The sequence below is a fragment of the Amycolatopsis sp. NPDC059657 genome, from assembly GCF_042734395.1.
Classification (GTDB): Bacteria; Actinomycetota; Actinomycetes; order Mycobacteriales; family Pseudonocardiaceae; genus Amycolatopsis.
On the sequence record NZ_JBHWEB010000004.1, the window covers coordinates 64,570 to 79,469 of the forward strand.

19 protein-coding genes and 1 tRNA gene are annotated in these 14,900 nt (G+C 68.8%); 10 read left to right on the forward strand and 10 right to left on the reverse strand.

The features are described from left to right. Positions 1-226: 226 nt before the first annotated feature. The 5 genes from ACFV15_RS03405 to ACFV15_RS03425 form a co-directional block, all read right to left on the reverse strand. A tRNA-Ala gene (locus ACFV15_RS03405) sits at positions 227-299 on the reverse strand. Between the two features lie 56 nt (positions 300-355). After that, a complete protein-coding gene (gene glpR / locus ACFV15_RS03410; protein WP_378348520.1) occupies positions 356-1,156 on the reverse strand; it encodes a gephyrin-like molybdotransferase receptor GlpR in 801 nt (266 codons plus the stop codon). Positions 1,157-1,310: 154 nt separating this feature from the next. After that, on the reverse strand, positions 1,311-1,928 hold the full coding sequence (locus tag ACFV15_RS03415; RefSeq protein WP_378348521.1) for a GNAT family N-acetyltransferase: 618 nt from the start codon (positions 1,926-1,928) through the stop codon (positions 1,311-1,313). A 47-nt stretch (positions 1,929-1,975) separates the two neighbouring features. Beyond that, positions 1,976-3,247, reverse strand: a complete 1,272-nt coding sequence (gene glp / locus ACFV15_RS03420) for a gephyrin-like molybdotransferase Glp (RefSeq protein ID WP_378348522.1) — start codon at positions 3,245-3,247, stop codon at positions 1,976-1,978. Continuing rightward, on the reverse strand, positions 3,244-4,149 hold the full coding sequence (locus ACFV15_RS03425; protein WP_378348523.1) for a UTP--glucose-1-phosphate uridylyltransferase: 906 nt from the start codon (positions 4,147-4,149) through the stop codon (positions 3,244-3,246). Before ACFV15_RS03425 ends, glp begins: the two co-directional genes overlap by 4 nt. A gap of 24 nt (positions 4,150-4,173) precedes the next feature. Here ACFV15_RS03425 and ACFV15_RS03430 point away from each other — a divergent pair, with 24 nt between their 5' ends. The 4 genes from ACFV15_RS03430 (at position 4,174) to mscL (ending at position 6,266) form a co-directional block, all read left to right on the forward strand. Then, positions 4,174-4,764: a 5-formyltetrahydrofolate cyclo-ligase gene (locus ACFV15_RS03430; RefSeq protein ID WP_378348524.1), complete on the forward strand. Its 591-nt coding sequence runs from the start codon at positions 4,174-4,176 to the stop codon at positions 4,762-4,764. An 88-nt stretch (positions 4,765-4,852) separates the two neighbouring features. Further along, on the forward strand, positions 4,853-5,188 hold the full coding sequence (locus ACFV15_RS03435; protein WP_378348525.1) for an FmdB family zinc ribbon protein: 336 nt from the start codon (positions 4,853-4,855) through the stop codon (positions 5,186-5,188). Positions 5,189-5,323: 135 nt separating this feature from the next. Further along, complete coding sequence (locus tag ACFV15_RS03440; RefSeq protein WP_378348526.1) at positions 5,324-5,815, forward strand: hypothetical protein; 492 nt, start codon at positions 5,324-5,326, stop codon at positions 5,813-5,815. A 25-nt stretch (positions 5,816-5,840) separates the two neighbouring features. Next, positions 5,841-6,266 (forward strand): large-conductance mechanosensitive channel protein MscL, encoded by a 426-nt coding sequence (gene mscL / locus ACFV15_RS03445; protein ID WP_378348527.1) that lies wholly within the window; start codon positions 5,841-5,843, stop codon positions 6,264-6,266. A 1-nt stretch (position 6,267) separates the two neighbouring features. On the opposite strand, the gene ACFV15_RS03450 is transcribed toward mscL, so the two are convergent. Together ACFV15_RS03450 and ACFV15_RS03455 are read right to left on the reverse strand one after the other, a co-directional pair. Beyond that, complete coding sequence (locus tag ACFV15_RS03450; RefSeq protein ID WP_378348528.1) at positions 6,268-6,435, reverse strand: hypothetical protein; 168 nt, start codon at positions 6,433-6,435, stop codon at positions 6,268-6,270. A gap of 50 nt (positions 6,436-6,485) precedes the next feature. Beyond that, positions 6,486-6,986: a molybdenum cofactor biosynthesis protein B gene (locus ACFV15_RS03455; protein ID WP_370944774.1), complete on the reverse strand. Its 501-nt coding sequence runs from the start codon at positions 6,984-6,986 to the stop codon at positions 6,486-6,488. Between the two features lie 116 nt (positions 6,987-7,102). Here ACFV15_RS03455 and ACFV15_RS03460 point away from each other — a divergent pair, with 116 nt between their 5' ends. Then, a complete protein-coding gene (locus ACFV15_RS03460) occupies positions 7,103-8,158 on the forward strand; it encodes an NAD-dependent epimerase/dehydratase family protein (protein WP_378348529.1) in 1,056 nt (351 codons plus the stop codon). 9 nt (positions 8,159-8,167) lie between these two features. Here the strand turns inward: ACFV15_RS03460 and ACFV15_RS03465 are convergent, their stop codons facing one another. Genes ACFV15_RS03465 through ACFV15_RS03475 form a run of 3 tightly spaced genes read right to left on the reverse strand, consistent with a single transcriptional unit; the run spans position 8,168 to position 11,249 of the window. Next, complete coding sequence (locus tag ACFV15_RS03465) at positions 8,168-9,217, reverse strand: sensor histidine kinase (RefSeq protein WP_378348530.1); 1,050 nt, start codon at positions 9,215-9,217, stop codon at positions 8,168-8,170. Then, positions 9,214-9,912, reverse strand: a complete 699-nt coding sequence (locus tag ACFV15_RS03470; protein WP_378348531.1) for a response regulator transcription factor — start codon at positions 9,910-9,912, stop codon at positions 9,214-9,216. Before ACFV15_RS03470 ends, ACFV15_RS03465 begins: the two co-directional genes overlap by 4 nt. A gap of 8 nt (positions 9,913-9,920) precedes the next feature. Next, positions 9,921-11,249 carry a hypothetical protein gene (locus tag ACFV15_RS03475; RefSeq protein ID WP_378348532.1) on the reverse strand — a complete coding sequence of 443 codons (1,329 nt, stop codon included), beginning with the start codon at positions 11,247-11,249 and terminating at the stop codon, positions 9,921-9,923. A 143-nt stretch (positions 11,250-11,392) separates the two neighbouring features. On the opposite strand from ACFV15_RS03475, the gene ACFV15_RS03480 reads away from it, so the two are divergent. Genes ACFV15_RS03480 through ACFV15_RS03500 form a run of 5 tightly spaced genes read left to right on the forward strand, consistent with a single transcriptional unit; the run spans position 11,393 to position 14,895 of the window. Then, positions 11,393-12,052 (forward strand): glycosyltransferase family 2 protein, encoded by a 660-nt coding sequence (locus ACFV15_RS03480; protein ID WP_378348533.1) that lies wholly within the window; start codon positions 11,393-11,395, stop codon positions 12,050-12,052. Beyond that, the gene (locus ACFV15_RS03485) at positions 12,049-12,708 is read left to right on the forward strand and encodes a DUF2064 domain-containing protein (RefSeq protein WP_378348534.1); all 660 of its coding nucleotides are present in this window, start codon (positions 12,049-12,051) and stop codon (positions 12,706-12,708) included. Before ACFV15_RS03480 ends, ACFV15_RS03485 begins: the two co-directional genes overlap by 4 nt. Further along, positions 12,705-13,340: a methyltransferase domain-containing protein gene (locus tag ACFV15_RS03490; protein WP_378348535.1), complete on the forward strand. Its 636-nt coding sequence runs from the start codon at positions 12,705-12,707 to the stop codon at positions 13,338-13,340. Before ACFV15_RS03485 ends, ACFV15_RS03490 begins: the two co-directional genes overlap by 4 nt. Then, the gene (locus ACFV15_RS03495) at positions 13,337-14,440 is read left to right on the forward strand and encodes a molybdopterin-dependent oxidoreductase (RefSeq protein WP_378348536.1); all 1,104 of its coding nucleotides are present in this window, start codon (positions 13,337-13,339) and stop codon (positions 14,438-14,440) included. The genes ACFV15_RS03490 and ACFV15_RS03495 overlap by 4 nt, the downstream gene beginning before the upstream one ends. Beyond that, on the forward strand, positions 14,437-14,895 hold the full coding sequence (locus ACFV15_RS03500) for a hypothetical protein (RefSeq protein ID WP_378348537.1): 459 nt from the start codon (positions 14,437-14,439) through the stop codon (positions 14,893-14,895). The genes ACFV15_RS03495 and ACFV15_RS03500 overlap by 4 nt, the downstream gene beginning before the upstream one ends. The last annotated feature ends 5 nt before the right edge of the window (positions 14,896-14,900 follow it).

Here is a 14,900-nt window from a genome sequence, read left to right on the forward strand (position 1 = left end):
GTACGCGGCATTCTCAACCGGGCGTTCTTCACCCGGCTGTATCTCGAAGGCGTCAAGGTCACTGACCAGCAGCTCAAAGAGCCGTTCGGCGCGCTGACAGAGAGCTACCTGATTAACCGCCCAACGAACAAGAGCGCCGCACCGGCTAAGCGGTACGACGCCCTGAACGTTTCGGCTTCCTCACGCTTGCCCCTTGCGGGTCAAGGTTGTGATAAGGCCGGTTGGGTGGAGCTGAGGGGAATCGAACCCCTGACCTTCTCGATGCGAACGAGACGCGCTACCAACTGCGCTACAGCCCCTCGTTTGAAGCTCCATGAGCCTATCAAGGGCTCATGGAGCCTCGCGCGCGGGGGTATTACTCCCCCGAAGCCCGCCTGAAAGGCCTTGTCCCGGGCTCGTCGAGCTCGTGGAATGCCGGGTCCTCGTCGTCGAGGTCGACGACGACGGCCTGTCGCCGCAGCCGGGAGGTGGGCGACGGCCTGCGCTCGACCACCTCGCGGCGCGCCGCGGAGACGACTTCGATGTCTTCGAGTGGCTCTTCTTCGATCTCTTCGAACCGGTCGCGGACGGGCACGCGTCCGCCACCGCCGACGTGGCCGTGGCGGGCCATGCGGCGGGCGCGGATCTCGGACTCGATGCGGACCTGGCGGCGCAGGTAGCCGAGGTAGGCGATCAGCACGAAGTCGGCGACGCCGTTGCCCCACCAGGCCAGTGGCCAGACGAAGCCGGCGACGGCCGCCGTGATGACCACGAGCACCAGCAGGGCGACGACGACACGCTGGCGGTAGGCGTACTTGGCCCGTGCCGCGATTTCCGCGGCCTCCGGGTCGAAGCCGCCGCGGCCGGGCCGGTAGCCGCGCGGTGAGTCGGAACGGGCTGGCACCCGTTTCGGCTGCGGGAGCGGGTCCGGTTCGTCCTCTTCCAGGTCTTCGTCGAGGCCTGCTTCAAGCTCGGCGAGATCGTCTTCGACCGACGGCTCCTGGGCCATGGCGAACTCCTCCCGTGCGTCGCTGCGTGCGCTCCCGCTTCGGACCACCCTGGCGGCCAAGGCCGAGTCGGCGGTCTGTGCCACCTGCTGGCGCTTGCGCGCGACCATAGGCACGAGAACGACGAGCCATGCCACCGCCAGTGCGACGATGATCAACGAACTGGGCACTCCCGTCACCTCCCCCGATCCACTTCTGTCGTCACGCTAGTCACAGGAGTAACAGATCGGACGGAGGCTCGCCGATCTAGATCAGGAAAAGGCGTCACCGAATTAGGTGATTCTCACGCCATGTGGTAACGCGATTACGGTGTTGACCTTGTAATCAGCGATCCGCGTACTCGGCGCGCCCCGAAGCCACCAGCCTGGGCACCAGCCCGTCGCCGATCTCCTCCGAGGTGATCGCGAAGCAGAGGTGGTCGCGCCACCCGCCCGCGACGTCGAGATAGCGCCGGAACAGCCCCTCTTCACGGAACCCCGCCTTGGCGAGAACCCGCAGGCTGGGCGTGTTCTCGGGGCGAACGGTCGCCTCGAGCCGGTGCAGCCCGCCGACCGTGAAGACATGGTCGGCGACCAGTGCCACGGCGGCCGTCGCGACGCCGCCGCGGACGATCTTCGACGAGACCCAGTAGCCGACCCAGGCCGACCGGAGTGAGGCCCTGATCACATTACCGACGGTGATCTGGCCGGCGAAAACGCCGTCGACGGTGATCGCGAACGGCAGGCATTGGCCGCGTCGCGCGAGCGAGCGGAGCGCCGCCCACTGCGAAGGCCAAGAGAGGAACGCGTTGCGGTCGGCCCATGAGCCCGGCGCGCTGGGTTCCCACTTCTCCAGATGCGCTCGGTCGTGCAGCCTCGCCTTGCTCCACTCGCCGGCGTCACGCAGGCGTATCGGGCGCAGCGCGACCGTTCCCGCGGCGACCTGGAGCGGTCCGAGCTTCATCGGCCAGCCGGGATGACGGCTCTCAACGTCGTAAACCGGCCTGGCCACTACGCCCGCTGCGCCAAGAAGGTGACCTTGACCTGCTCGCCTACGGCGACTTCGGTGAGGTCCTCGTCGATGTTGATCAGGCAGTTCGCCTCGGCGAGCGAGGCGAGCAGGTGCGCACCTGAGGTGCCGAGCGGCTGTACGAGGTACTCGCCGTTGCCTTCGTCACGCAGCAGCTGCCCGCGCAGGAAGCCCTTCCGGCCCTTGGTCGACGTGATCGGCGACAGCAGCCGCGCGCTGACGATCCGCCGGTGCGGGTTGCGGGTGCCGCGCGCCGCCCTGATCAGCGGCCGGACCAGCACCTCGAACACGACGAGCGCGCTCATCGGGTTGCCGGGGATGAGGAAGGTCGGCACCGAGTCGGGGCCGAGCCTGCCGAAGCCCTGGACCGAGCCGGGGTGCATGGCGATCCGGGTCATGTCGATGCGGCCGAGGTCGGACAGCGCGGCGTGCACCTCGTCGCCGCTCGAACCACCCGCACCGCCCGCGACGACGACGATCTCGGACATGAGAAGGCGGCCCTCGACGATCTCGCGCAGCCGTTTCGGATCGCTCGAGACGATCCCGACCCGGCTGACCTCGGCGCCGGCGTCGCGTGCCGCGGCGGCGAGCGCGTACGAGTTGACGTCGTAGACCTGCCCGACCGACGGGGTCCGGTCGATGTCGACGAGCTCGTCGCCGACGGAGACGATCGAAACCCGTGGCCGCGGGTAGACGAGGACCTTGGAGCGGCCGACGGCGGCGAGCAGGCCCACCTGCGCCGAGCCGATCGTGTCGCCCTTGCGGACCGCGACGTCGCCGATCTGGACGTCTTCGCCGGTGCGGCGCACGTAGCCCGCCGACGGCACTGACCGGTGCACGGTCACCTTGGCCTGATGGCCGTCGGTGAACGCGGTCGGCACGACCGCGTCGGCGAGCGTCGGCAGCGGCGCGCCGGTGTCGACGCGCACCGCCTGCCCTGGCTGCAGCCGCCGCGGCTGGCGGCTGCCGGCCGCTATCTCGCCAACGACGGGCAGCTGGACCGGCTCCTGGCCTGCGCTCCGCACGTCGACGCTGCGCACCGCGTAACCGTCGACGGCGGCCTGGTCGAACCCCGGCAACGCGTGCTCGGCGACGACCTCTTCGGCGCACAGGAGCCCTTGCGCCTCGGAGATCGCCACGCGCACGGGCCGGGGCCGCACGGCGGCGTCCAGTGTCAGCGCGATCTGCTCGTCGACGGAACGGAACTCCGCCGTGGATTCGGTCTCGGCCGCCTCGCCGATGGGCTCCGTCATGACTGGGGGGTCTCGATCCGTTCGGTCAACCAGGCACGCAGTGAAGGTCCGTACTCCGGGTCCTCCAACGCGAAATCGACCGCCGCGCGCAGGAAGCCGCCGGGGTTGCCCAGATCGTGCCGTCCGCCGCGGTGGACGACGATGTGAACGGGGTGTCCCTCGGCGATGAGCAGCGCGACCGCGTCAGTGAGTTGCAGTTCACCACCGGAACCAGGGGTGATGCGGCGCAAAGCGTCGAAAATCGCCCGATCGAGCAGATACCGGCCCGCGGCGGCGTAGGTCGACGGCGCGTCCTCCGGCTTCGGCTTCTCGACCATCCCGTGCACCTGCTTGACGTCAGGGTCGTCGGTGTCGGACACGTCGAACACGCCGTAGGGCGAGATCTGCTCCTTGGGGATGTCGAACGCGCAGAGCACGCTCCCGCCCAGTGCGGCGCGGACGGCGGACATGCGGTCCAGCACGCCAGAGGGCAGCACCAGGTCGTCCGGCAGCAGCACGGCGACGGCTTCGTCCTCGTCGGTCAGGTTCGGCTCGGCCTGCGCGACGGCGTGGCCGAGGCCGAGCGCCTGCTTCTGGATGGCCACCTCGACGGCGATCAGGTCGGGACCGCGGCGTACCTTCGCGAGCAGCGCGGTCTTGCCACGGCTCTCCAGCTCGTTTTCGAGCTCAGGCGAGTGCTCGAAGTGCTTGATCACCGATTCCTTGCCGGGTGAGGTCACGATCACCAGCCGCGTCGCGCCCGCGTCGGCCGCTTCCTTGGCGACGAGCTCGATCGCCGGTGTGTCGACCACCGGGAGCAGCTCCTTGGGCACGGACTTGGTGGTCGGCAAGAACCGCGTGCCCAGCCCGGCGGCCGGCACGATCGCGGTTCGGAACGTCTGGTTGGTCGCTGCGCCCGTCATGGGCGCAAAGCCTAACCTGACCTCGTGCACGGGCTGGGCAATGAGCACCTGAGTAAGGCCGAGTGGCGTTCCAGGATAACCACCGAACGGCGTTCGATGGACGCGGAGAGTCACGCCGCGGAGGCGCTCGCGCTGGCCGCTTCGGCGGCGCGATTACCCGGTTCCGTCGTGTGCGCCTACGTACCGTTCGGCACCGAACCGGGCTCCCCCGCACTCCTTGATCAACTTCGGGACCAGGGAAAACGGGTGCTGCTGCCGATCGTCCCCGAAACGCCGGGTCCGCTCGACTGGGCTCACTACGAGGGTCCGTCGACGCTCGGGCCGGGGAGGCTTCGCGGGCTCATGGAGCCCTTAGGAAGCCGGTTAGGGGTGGACGCGATCGGCGCCGCCGACCTCATACTGGTCCCCGCGCTCGCGGTCGACGACGATGGCGTCCGACTGGGTCGCGGCGCGGGCTACTACGATCGATCGCTGGTCTTCGCCGCGCCAGGCGTCGAGCTGGTGGCCGTGGTTCGGGACGCCGAACTGGTGCGCCGGCTTCCTGCCGAAGCACATGATGTCCGGATGAGCGGAGCACTGACCCCAGGTCAGGGCCTGGTTACCCGGCCGGTGTGAGCAAGGGGGGTTTGCGCGCGGGGAATGCGGTGAAGCACAATTGGGTTAGCACTCTTGCCGACCGAGTGCCAGTTCGTAAGGAGCAGCAGTGCCGACTTACCAGTACGCGTGCAAGGAATGCGATCACCGGTTCGAAGCCGTGCAGTCGTTCTCCGACGCGAGCCTCACCGAGTGCCCTCAGTGCTCAGGCCCGCTGCGCAAGGTATTCGGGTCGGTCGGCGTCGTGTTCAAGGGCAGTGGCTTCTACCGCACGGACTCGCGTGACTCGAAGTCCGCTTCGACGACGGCCGCGGCGCCCGCGAAGACCGAGCCGAAGAGCTCGTCCTCGGACAGTGGCTCCTCCTCGTCCTCTTCGTCGAGCACTACGAGCCCCTCCTCATCCTCCTCCTCGGGTACGACAAAAACGGCGACAGCGGCTCCCTGACGGCCGAGTTATCCACATCTACCCAGTTATCCACAGCTCGGCTTTTTCGGCCTTCCCCGCTTGCCGGGCCGGTCCTAGCGTCGATGTCAGCGCGAGGGCGACCAGCCTTCGCCTGACTCCGGCAAGGGGATCGTCATGCGTATTCCGCGCAAGCCAGCTCTTCTCATCGACCTGCAAGCCCGGCTTCGCGGGCGTCCGGCACGCGTGCTCCGGCGGGCGACCGCCGTGGGCCTGCTGATAGCCGGGCTGTTCGAACTACGGCACGGCAATCCGGGTCCCACGGCCGTCGCCACCCCACCGCCGGCGCCCGCTGCCGACTCCGTCATCAAGCCGGCCGCCGACGGCGAGTCGGTCGTGCCGATCCGGCTCGCCGACGCCGCCGTCGCGGAGCTGCTGCGCCCCGGTTCCCGGATCGATCTCGTCTCGGTCGGCAGAGGCCCGAGTCTTCGGCAGGTGCTGGCCAGCATGGCCTCCGTGGTCCAAGTGCGGACTTGGGACGGCGAGTCCCGGCATGGCCCGCCTTCATCCGGCCAGGGGCCGATCGTCTTGGTCTCCCTGCCCGCCGATGTGGCGACACAAGTCGCCGCCTCGTCGCTGGGAAAGGAGCTAGCGGTTACGCTCCGCTAACCCCACCCGGCTTCGAGGAGCTCACATGTTCAAGGGATTCAAGGACTTCCTGATGCGCGGCAACGTCGTCGACCTGGCTGTCGCCGTGGTCATCGGCGCGGCGTTCACCACGATCGTCACGGCGTTCACCAATGGCCTGATCAAGCCGTTGATCAGCGCGATCGGCGGTTCGGACGCGGCGCAGGGACTCGGCTTCCGCATCCTGAGCGAGAACGGCGCCACGTTCATGGACTTCGGCGGCGTGATCAACGCGGCGATCAACTTCGTGATCGTGGCCGCCGTCGTCTACTTCGCGATCGTGCTACCCGTGAAGCATCTCCAGGAGCGCCGCAAGCGTGGCGAGGAGCAAGGCCCTTCCGAGCCGACCGACGTCGAGTTGCTGATCGAGATCCGCGACCTGCTGCGCGCGCAGAACGGGAGCGGGCGAGCCGCCGACGGCAAGAAGGAGTGATCTAGCGGTCGTGATGAGGCGGACGGTTCTCGAGGTACCACGAGTCGCTGTCCGTGTTCGACGGCCGCGGGTCGCGCTCGTCCGAGGTGGTTTCCGGCAGGACGTCGCCGAAGACCTCGTCAAGGCGGCGCTTGACGTCCTCGGTGCGCTTGTCCTGGTCTGAAGGCATGACTCCATGGTCCCACCCGGTCCGGCCAGGACCGAGTGGGGACCTGCGGGTCATTCCTCGTCGAAGCCGGAGAGTTCGCTGATGACGTGCGGCACCAGCGACGAGAGCGTGGCCATGCCGTCGCGCACCGCGGAGCGGGAGCCTGCCAGGTTGACCACGAGGGTGCTGCCGGAGATGCCGGCGACGCCTCGTGAGATACCCGCGTCGACGGCGCCCGCGGCGAGGCCGGAGGCACGCAGCGCCTCGGCGATGCCCGCGATCGGCCGGTCGAGCACACCGGATGTGGCGTCCGGCGTCTGGTCACGTGGCGAGACCCCGGTGCCGCCGACGGTGATCACCAGGTCGGCGCCGCCGATCACGGCGGTGTTGAGTGCGTTGCGGATCGCCGCGGTGCCGGCGTCGATGACCACGACCCCGTCGACGATGAAGCCGGTCTCTTCGAGCAGTTCGGTGACCAGCGGGCCGGCCGTGTCCTCGTGTTCGCCGTGTGCGACGCGGTCGTCCACGATGACCACCAGTGCGCGACCCAGCCGTTGTGCGCTGCGTTCCATGGTCACCACCGTAGTCGGTTTTCCACCGGAGGGAATTCGGGGCGAGTTCTGACGATTCCATGACGTGCGGCCGCTTCGGCGGGTCACGGTGACCTGGCGGCCCTAGCGTGATCGGCGTGCGAGTTCTTGTGACCGGCGGCGCCGGGTTCATCGGGTCCCATGTCGCCGATCTGCTGGCCGACTCCGGCGACGAGGTCGTTGTGCTGGACAGCATGCTGCCCACCGCGCACGGATCGCGGACGCCTCCCGGATACACCGGGCGGCACCGGTTCCTGCGCGGCGACGTCACCGACGCCGCGATGGTCGAGGAACTGCTGACGGACGTCGACGCGGTATGCCACCAGGCCGCCGTGGTCGGTCACGGCATCGACCCGTCCGACGCACCGTCCTACGCACTGCACAACGACTACGGCACGGCGGTGCTGCTGGCCGGGATGCACGCGGCCGGCGTGTCGAAACTGGTGCTGGCGTCGTCGATGGTGGTCTACGGCGAGGGCCGCTATGCCTGCGAAGAGCACGGCATCGTGCCGCCGTCACCGCGTCGCCAGTCCGATGTGGACGCGGGCAGGTTCGAACCGGCCTGCGGCGAATGCGGCGAGCCGCTGGGCTGGCGGCTGGTTCCCGAGGACGCGCCGTTGAACCCGCGGAGCACCTACGCGGCGACCAAACTCGCACAGGAGCATCTGGCCGGAGCATGGGCCCGGCAGACCGGCGGGACCGTGTGGGCGATGCGCTACCACAACGTTTACGGACCCCGGATGCCTCAGAACACGCCGTACGCGGGCGTCGCCTCGCTCTTCCGGTCCGCTTTGGAGCGTGGCGAGGCACCGACCGTGCTCGAGGACGGTCTGCAGCGACGCGACTTCGTGCACGTCCACGACGTCGCCATGGCGAACGTGCTCGCACTGCGCACCGACGGAACGCCCGGCGACATCATTCCCGTGAACGTGTGTTCCGGGCAGCCGCACACGGTCGGCGAACTCGCCACCGAGCTCGCCAGGGCGTGCGACGGCCCAGCGCCCGTTGTGGCGGGCGGCGCCAGGCCCGCGGACGTCCGGCACGTCGTCGCCGACCCGGCGCGCGCCGAACGCCTGCTCGGGTTCAAAGCGCAGACCGGCTTCGCGGAGGGCATCGCCGACTTCGCACGAGCCGAACTTCGCGATCCGGTCTAACGCCTCAGCTCAACCGACGGCGAGCGGGAGCCTGACTTCGAACCGGCACCCAGGCCCGTGGTTCCGCACGCCGATCTGGCCACGATGTGCCTCCACGAGCCCCTTGGCGATCGCCAGACCGAGCCCGCCACCGGTGGTCGTACCGGATCGGTCGGGCGTGCGGGCCTGCGTGCCACGGAACGCGACGTCGAAGACGCGGGCGATCTCGTCGTCGGGGATGCCGCCGCAGCCGTCGTCGACGGCGAGTACCGCGTTGCCGTCCTCGATGCCGATCTGCACCGCGACCGTCCCGTCCGGCGGTGTGTGACGGATCGCGTTGGACACCAGGTTGCGCACGATCCTGGCGAGCTCCGGGTCGCTGCCGGTCACCACGGGCCATGCCCCGGCGTCGGCACGCAGGCGCACCTGCTTTTGCTCCGCGACCGGCGTCTGCGCGGCGATCGCGTCACTGACGACGTCGCGCAGCGGAACCGCGGACATGGTCAGCCGCAGGGCGCCCGCGGTGATCCGTGACAGCTCGAACAGATCGCCGACCATCCCGGACAGCCGTGTCGTCTCGCCGCTGATCCGCTGGGCGTAGTCCGCGACCTCACTCCGCTCCGATACGACGCCGTCGGCGAGCGCCTCGGCCATCGCCTGGATCCCGGCGAGCGGACTGCGCAGGTCATGGCTGATCCACGCCACCAGCTCCCGCCGCGACGCTTCGGCGGCGCGTTCGCGCTCTCGGGCCTCGCGTTCCCAGACCGTGCGCCGCGCGATCGCCCGGCCGAGCAACACGGCGGCGGGCACCGTCACCAGGCCGACCAGCAGGCACACGAGCAGCGTCGTGGTCAGCATCGGCGTGAACATGAACTGGCTGATCCCCAGCACGCCCGCCAGCGTCGCCAGCACCGGGATGACCACGAGCACGGTCATCGTGCTGGCGATCGAGCCGCGGCGCAGCAGATACAGCACGACCCCGCCGAGCACCGCGACGGGCAGCGCGAACAACAACGCGAACGGCAGGATGTGCCAGACATGGGTGAGCATGCCTGCCATGGACTCGCCAGAGTCGATCATGACTTGCCCAGGTCGTAGCGGTAGCCGACGCCCCACACGGTCGCCACCCGCACCGGTTTCGCGGGCTCCGGTTCGATCTTCTCCCGCAGCCTGCGCACGTGAACGGTCACCGTGGACTGGTCACCGAAGTCCCAGCCCCACACCTTCTCCAGCAGGTCGGCGCGCGAGTACGCCACACCGGGATGCGCGAGGAAGAACGCCAGCAGGTCGAACTCCCTTGTGGTCAACGAAAGTTCGGCGCCGCCGAGCGTCGCCTGCCTGGCGCCCATCTGCAACGTCAGGTTCCCGTCGGCGAGCTCCTCGGCAGCGGGCTCAGGACGTGGCATCCGCGCGCGCCGCAGCACCGAGGTGACCCGCAGCGCGAGTTCCCGCGGGCTGAACGGCTTGGTGACGTAGTCGTCGGCGCCGAGCTGGAGGCCGGCGATCCGGTTCTCCTCCTCACCGAGCGCGGTGAGCATGACGATCGGGACCTGGCTGACCTGGCGCAGCCGTTTGCAGACCTCCAGGCCGTTGATCCCCGGCATCATGACGTCGAGCACGACGAGGTCCGGCGGCCGTGCGGTGAACGCCCTCAATCCCTCAGTGCCGTCGCCTGCCATGTCGACGGTGAACCCGGCGAGCTCGAGGTAACGCCGGACGACGTCGCGCACGGTCTCGTCGTCGTCGACCACCAGCACGCGGCCTTGCTCGTCCATGTGAGCTCCTACCAAATCGTCAGCACCAAATGATTCACCAGAAGCGCCGTCACCGCTTGCGCGGCCAGCCACCAACGCCGATGCGCACCCGGAAGCAGCGAAACCGCCGGGAGCAACCAGACGGCGAACGGCAGCCAGATGCGCTCGACCTCGGCCTTCGACAGTCCCGAAAGGTCGGCGAACGCGATCGTCAGCAAAGCCGCCAGCACGATCATCAGCACCGGGTCGCCCCACGGACGCCTGGTCAGCGCCCGCCGCGCGCCGGCGACCACCGCCGGTCCGGCGGCGATGGCCACGGCGGCCAGGTCCGCCCACACCCAGTACGAATACGGCCGCTCGCTCGCGATGCCCTGGTAGTACCGCTCGACCACCAGGTGGTAGCCGTCGAGCCACCAGAACCCGGCCAGCGTGAAAACCGCCGCCACGATGGCCGCACCCAGCACGGCCCAGCCGAGCACTCGCCAGCGTTTGCCGAGCACGACCACGGTCAGCGCGACGAGCCCCATCAACACGAGCCCGTACGACAGATACATCCCGAAACCCAGCAGCACGCCGCCACCAATCGCGTACCTGTCGCGACGCGTGTAGACGGCCGCCGCCAGTAGCATCACCCCGGTAGCCGTCACCCCCGCGAACAACCCGTCGGCCGATGCGCCGATCCAAATCGCGCCGGGCGTCAATGCCGCGAACGGCGCCGTGGCCCGCGCGGCATCAGGACGCCCCAGCAGCGCCAGCGTCGCGGGTACGGCGACCGCGATCAGGCAGCCGACGGCGACACAGGCCGTCGCGGCCCACGCCCCGCCGCCGAGCCCGATCCGGTCAAGCCAGACGAACACCAGCGTCGCGCCCGGCGGATGCCCCGACACATGGGTGGTCCACGAATTCGCCTGGAAATCGAGGATGCGCGACGAGAACTCGTTCAGCATGCGCGGGATATCGCTGATCCCAGGTACCTCGTGCAAATATTCGCTCGGTTGCGTCAGCCGCTCCGAAAACCCGCGCGTCCAACCGTCGACCATCGCCAGCGAGAACGTCCACGCCACCGCCGTGAGATAGCCGAGCGGTAGCAGCCGCCGTAACGGCAACGTCGCCGCGAGCAGCGGCCCCCAGCACACCACCGCGAACGCGATCAGCACCGCGGACACCGAGCCTGGGCCCACATGGACGAGCCAGTCCCCGTACAACGGCGGCGCGAACGCGAAGATCACGACGCCGGAACCCGGCCGATTGAAATAGATGCCGATCGCGGCGGCGGCCCCCACGAGAACGAGAGCGAGCGCGACGGCGAGCAAGTCGGCGCGCAGCCCGCTCTTCACTCGAATGGCCACCGAAGTCATTACGCGCACTTTAGTCTCAGGAAGAGCCTTCCGCGGCTTGCCGGACGATCTCGTCATGACTCGGTAAGAACTCGTTCGATGTCAGGATTCGGTAAGCAGCGTAAGGGTTTCTCAGTGTCCAAGGTGGACCTAGCGTTTTCCGCGTGACCGATGACCGGATAGACGTAGTACTGCCCTGCCTCAACGAGGCCGGCGCACTTCCCGCCGTTCTGAACGCACTGCCGCCCGGGTATCGCGCGATCGTCGTGGACAACGGGTCGACCGACGGCTCGCCCCGGATCGCCGAGAGACTGGGCGCGCACGTCGTGCACGAAAAGCGTCGAGGATACGGCGCCGCCGTACACACCGGTCTGGAAAGCGCGACCGCGGACATTGTCTGTTTTGCCGACGCTGACGGCTCACTCGACCTCGCCGAGCTTCCCAAGCTCGTCGAGGCCTTGCGCGGCGGCGCCGATCTCGCCGTCGGCCGTCGCGTGCCGACCGGCCGTGACGTCTGGCCATGGCACGCGCGCGCCGGAAACCTGCTCCTCGCTTCGCTGCTGCGCCGTCGCGGGTTACCCGTCCGGGACATCGCGCCGCTGCGCGCGGTGCGGCGCGAATCACTACTCGGTCTCGACATCACGGACCGTGCCTTCGGCTACCCGCTTGAATTACTTATTAAGGCCCAGCGAGCGCACTGGCAGGTCAGCGAATTCGACGTCAGCTATGGCGCACGCGCGAAAGGGACCAAATCCAAGGTCTCCGGATCCGTACGCGGCACGCTGCGTGCCGTCCGCGACATGAGCCGGGTGCTGGCGCGATGAACTTCTGCCTGCTGATCGTCGCCAAAGCCCCGGTCCCGGGATTCGCCAAGACCCGCCTGTGCCCACCCGCCACCGGCGAGCAGGCCGCGGACATCGCCGCCTCCGCGCTTCTGGACACCATCGAAGCCGCGCTCGGCACACCCGGCGCGCTCCCGCTCGTCGCCATGACGGGCGACCTCACCGATGCGGCACAGAGCTCCGCATTGTCCAGCGCGCTGCGCGAAACCACCGTCTTCGCCCAGCGTGGCTGGGAATTCGGCACCAGGCTGGCGAACGCGCACGCCGACACCGCCGCGCTGTTCGCGGGCATGCCCGTCCTGCAAATCGGCATGGACACCCCGCAAGTCACACCGAACCTCCTCATGGCCGCCGCGGAACCACTGCTACAGGAGGGCAGGGAGGCCGTGCTGGGCCTCGCTGAGGATGGCGGCTGGTGGGCTCTCGGCCTACGCGACCCGCGCAACGCGCACGTGCTCGCCGACGTGCCCATGTCACGCGAGGACACCGGAGCGCTGACGCTCAACGCACTCACCGACCTTGACCCGAAGCTGCTCACCACACTGTCCGATGTAGACACCATGGCCGATGCCCGCCGCGTCGCATCGCTGCGCCCGCAGAGCCGGTTCGCACGAGCCGTCGCCGAGGTGGCCGCATGAACGTCTTGCAAGGCAACGAATTCGATACCGGCCTCCTCGGGCACCAGTGCTGGCTCGAGCTGGCGAACGGTGAACGCGTCGAACTCCCCGTCGACCGCTGGACAGCCGAACCAGGCGACGGCGACGAGATTCTCCTCAACGCCTGCGACGGCCCGACGCTCGACATTGGTTGCGGCCCCGGCAGGCTGACGGCCGCGCTGCTCGAACGCGGGGTGGTCGCACTCGGCGTCGACAGTTCACGCACCGCCGTCCGCCTCACGCACGCGCGCGGCGCGATCGCACTGCACCTCAGCGTCTTCGACCGCGTCCCCGGCGAAGGACGCTGGTCACACGCACTGCTCGCCGACGGCAACATCGGCATCGGCGGCGACCCCGTCCGCCTCCTCGGCCGCGTCGCCCAACTCCTCGCGCCCGACGGCACAGTGCTCGTCGAACTCGATCCGCCCGGGTTCGGACTGCGCCATGAACGCGTCCGTCTGCACTCACCCACCGAACGCACCGGCAAGCCATGGTTCACCTGGTCCTGGGTCGGCACGGACAGCATCGCGGCGCTGGCCGCCCAAGCCGCGCTGCGCGTCTCATGGACCACGCAACGCGGTCAGCGCTGGTTCGCGGAGTTGGTGCGCCCATGAGCCTGCCGAGATTCACCAGCGCCGCGCACTCGGAACGGGTGACCAGCCGCATCGGCTTGGCGCTGGCCGTCACCTTCACGACCTGCTTCCTGACCGGCCTGATCAGCCACCTCATCCAGCACCCACCTGGCTGGTTCTGGTGGCCCAGCCGCCCGGCGGGGCTCTATCGCGTGACGCAAGGCCTGCACGTGATCTCCGGCATCGCGTCCATTCCCTTGCTGCTGGCCAAATTGTGGAGTGTCTTCCCGAAGCTGTTCGAACGACCCCTGATCAAATCGGTGCCACACGCGGTCGAACGTGGCTCGGTCCTCGTCCTGTCGGCATCGGCGTTCTTCGAACTCACCACCGGCCTGCTGAACATCGCCCAGAACTACCCGTGGAACTTCTATTTCCCGCAGATCCACTACGCGATCGCCTGGGTCGCGATCGGCTCGATCCTGGTGCACGTCGCGGTCAAGATCCCGATCCTGCGGCGCGCACTGACCAAGGGCGAACCCGAACCCGCCACGGCACCAGGCCTGTCCCGTCGAGGCTTCCTGCGGACCACCTGGCTCGCCGCCGGTGTCTCCGTGGTCGCCACGGCGGGCGCCACGGTTCCCTTGCTACGCGGCATTTCCCCGCTCAAATGGCGTTCCGACGAAGGCTCGCAAGGCGTTCCGGTCAACCGGACCGCGGCAGGCGCGGGCATTACCCCGGTCACGGCGGACTGGCGACTGGAAGTCGTGACACCGTCGGGTACGCGCGGCTTCTCGCTCGACGAACTCCGCGCATTACCTCAAACCACGGCAGAATTGCCCATCGCCTGCGTCGAAGGATGGAGCCGGTCGGCCGTCTGGACGGGAGTGTCCTTTCCGGACCTTCTGCGCGCGGCGGGCGGGAAGCCCGGCATGCAGATGATCGTGACCTCGATGGAGAAATCCGGCATCTACGCGACCAGCGTGCTGCCTGGCGAACACACCGCGGACGGCATCACCTTGCTCGCGCTGAAACTCAACGGCGAGGTCCTCGACCTCGACCACGGCTATCCCTGCCGGGTCATCGCCCCGAACCGGCCCGGCGTGCTGCAGACCAAGTGGGTCGCGAAACTGGAGGCGGCGTGAAACTGTTCCGCGCACTGCTCGTGGCGCCCGGCCTGGCCACGCTCGCTTGGGGCGCCGTCCTGATCTACGAGTTCGCGTTCCCGTTGTGGCCGGGGACTTTCGTCGCGGCAGGCTGGCTGCTCGGCTTCCCTGTACTGCACGACGCGCTGATCGCGCCGCTGGTCGGTGTCGTCGCCTTCGCCTTGAGCCGCGTGCTGCCGAAGACGTGGAAAGCCCCGGTGATGGTCGGCGCCGTGCTCACCGGCGTGCTCGCGATCGTCGCGTTTCCCTTGCTCTGGCGCACCTACGGCGCACCGCCACCGCCTGGTCCGCGTGACAATCCAGAGCTGGGACTGGCCATCTCGCTGGCGGTCGTCTGGCTGGGCGTGATGATCAGCGGGCTCGTGCGCCATCTGCGGACAGATCGCGCACGAGCCCGGGCTGGTCTCGGCCGCCCTGAGCGGCCGAGCGTCTGAGAGTG